Annotated in this window: 1 CRISPR repeat array. The window is 59.3% G+C overall.

Annotated features, from left to right (window positions below):
- Positions 1-101: 101 nt before the first annotated feature.
- Positions 102-1,906: a CRISPR direct-repeat array (repeat unit 30 nt; unit sequence GTTTCAATCCCTCCAGGGATGATCACTGAC).
- Positions 1,907-2,557: the final 651 nt, after the last annotated feature.

Below are 2,557 nucleotides of genomic sequence, written 5' to 3' on the forward strand. Positions count from 1 at the left end.
GCGACCACCGGAGACCAGCACCGGGCACGCCAACGGCATACGAAAAACGAGCAGGGGGCACGCCAGCGGGCAGCCGGGAGACAGCCTCAGGTTGCTTACAGGTTTCAATCCCTCCAGGGATGATCACTGACGCGGTCACGCTGGATCTTGCCCCCCGCGCCCTTATGTTTCAATCCCTCCAGGGATGATCACTGACATGAACGGAAGCGGAAAGAGGTTTTCAATAGAGTTTCAATCCCTCCAGGGATGATCACTGACGTTTTGGATCGAGGTCGAATATAAGCATGACTGAGATGTTTCAATCCCTCCAGGGATGATCACTGACTGGCGGCGGAACGGGCCGGCAAGATCGCTACGGTCGCGTTTCAATCCCTCCAGGGATGATCACTGACCACCAGCGCTGAGATCGAAGAAGCGCGAGCGATTCGGCAGTTTCAATCCCTCCAGGGATGATCACTGACCGGTGTTCGCCAGACTGACGCCCACGACTCTATGGGGTTTCAATCCCTCCAGGGATGATCACTGACCGGGGATGAGTACATGGTACTAACCTCGGTCGCAGGTTTCAATCCCTCCAGGGATGATCACTGACGTCGCCTCGTCCATGTCGCCTCCTGTCGCTGGCGCGCGTTTCAATCCCTCCAGGGATGATCACTGACACGATGACCGTACCCGCGTGCTCGTCGACCTCACCGAGTTTCAATCCCTCCAGGGATGATCACTGACAACGCCATCAGCTTGGAGGCTGTGCTAGCCGAGTATGTTTCAATCCCTCCAGGGATGATCACTGACGCGATGACGCAGCTCGCGCACGCGGGTCGGTGGGCGGTTTCAATCCCTCCAGGGATGATCACTGACACCACCAAAAACCAACAGCCCCAGCAATGCCCGGTTTCAATCCCTCCAGGGATGATCACTGACACTATCAACAAAGACGGCGGAGCGGCAGTGCTCGGGTTTCAATCCCTCCAGGGATGATCACTGACGATTACCGCCAGCATCCACGCTGGCGGTCTCATGATGTTTCAATCCCTCCAGGGATGATCACTGACCGGCCGCCTCGCCGGCGTATTTGATGTAGGCCAGGGGTTTCAATCCCTCCAGGGATGATCACTGACACCAGCCCTTTTCCGTCGGACGGATCGCGGTGTACGGGTTTCAATCCCTCCAGGGATGATCACTGACCCGCGCCTGAGCCCGCTCCTGTACCGACACCTGCACGTTTCAATCCCTCCAGGGATGATCACTGACCGCGGACGTCGTACCCGTACACGTCAGATACAAATGGGTTTCAATCCCTCCAGGGATGATCACTGACCCGAACAGTGAATGCCCTGCATACCCTGAGCTGTGGTTTCAATCCCTCCAGGGATGATCACTGACAGGGCATCGTGCGGGTGCCTGCAGCCAGGGTCATCAGTTTCAATCCCTCCAGGGATGATCACTGACTCGCGGACGCATTGTCGAATTACCTCGCCAGTAAGTTTCAATCCCTCCAGGGATGATCACTGACTTACAATCGACGTAACAGGGACGAGTGTAGGAAGGTTTCAATCCCTCCAGGGATGATCACTGACGCCACCGGCGGTACCGGTGCCGCGGCGGTTGCGAAGTTTCAATCCCTCCAGGGATGATCACTGACCAACATCAACTGGTTTGCGGGACTCACCACGTAGGGGTTTCAATCCCTCCAGGGATGATCACTGACCGTGCCCCCTGAGCCGCTCGCCGGCACGGCGCCGCTGTTTCAATCCCTCCAGGGATGATCACTGACACGGCGCCTCGCGCGGTTGATGAGCCCTGAGGGCATGTTTCAATCCCTCCAGGGATGATCACTGACACCAGTTGTCGCTTGCCTCCGGAGCGATGTCGCCATGTTTCAATCCCTCCAGGGATGATCACTGACCCGAAGATAAACTCGCAGGTCACAGGCGGTTTCCGGGGTTGATCTGAGGCCCGTTCTGCAGCGGTCCGGCGGTAGTGCAACGCCGCAGGTCAGAGCCATGATCCCCATCGTAGAGGATCGGGGTTCGGTTGCCCACCTCGGGACCCGACCCCTCACCGCCCATCAGAGACGTAGAACCCCCGTGAAGTCGTCCGCCACGGACCCGAATCGTCGGCAGGTACCGCGAGACAGCACCTTCTGTAGGGCAATGGCATACAGCCCGTCGTGTAATCAGCTGCCTGACGGCCACCGACGAAGCGATGCCTCCACGCCCGAATGGACCCGAGAGCGCGGGCTCCGGCGGGCAACCGGCACGGCACCGCCGAGGTCACCGGGATGGCGTGTCCGTAGCAACGGTCAGCATGTGGTCCGATCTGTGGTCTCTGGCGAGAGCTGGACCGTTGCTGACCTGGGCGGGAGTGCTTTGGACCAGGTCAGCAACGGTAACCGCGCAGGTTTCCCAAGCTCGTAGCGTGGATCGTGGCGAAGAGGTTGGCTCTCGATCTGCTGTAGCAACCGGTGTAGCAACAGCCACGGACGTCGGCGGACCACTGCGTATCCCGGCGGAATCCGCGACCTGGGCTGGGGCTGGTGAGGCAGGGGTCGGTCCGT

Source organism: Protofrankia sp. Cas4, from assembly GCF_963555915.1.
GTDB lineage: Bacteria > Actinomycetota > Actinomycetes > Frankiales > Frankiaceae > Protofrankia.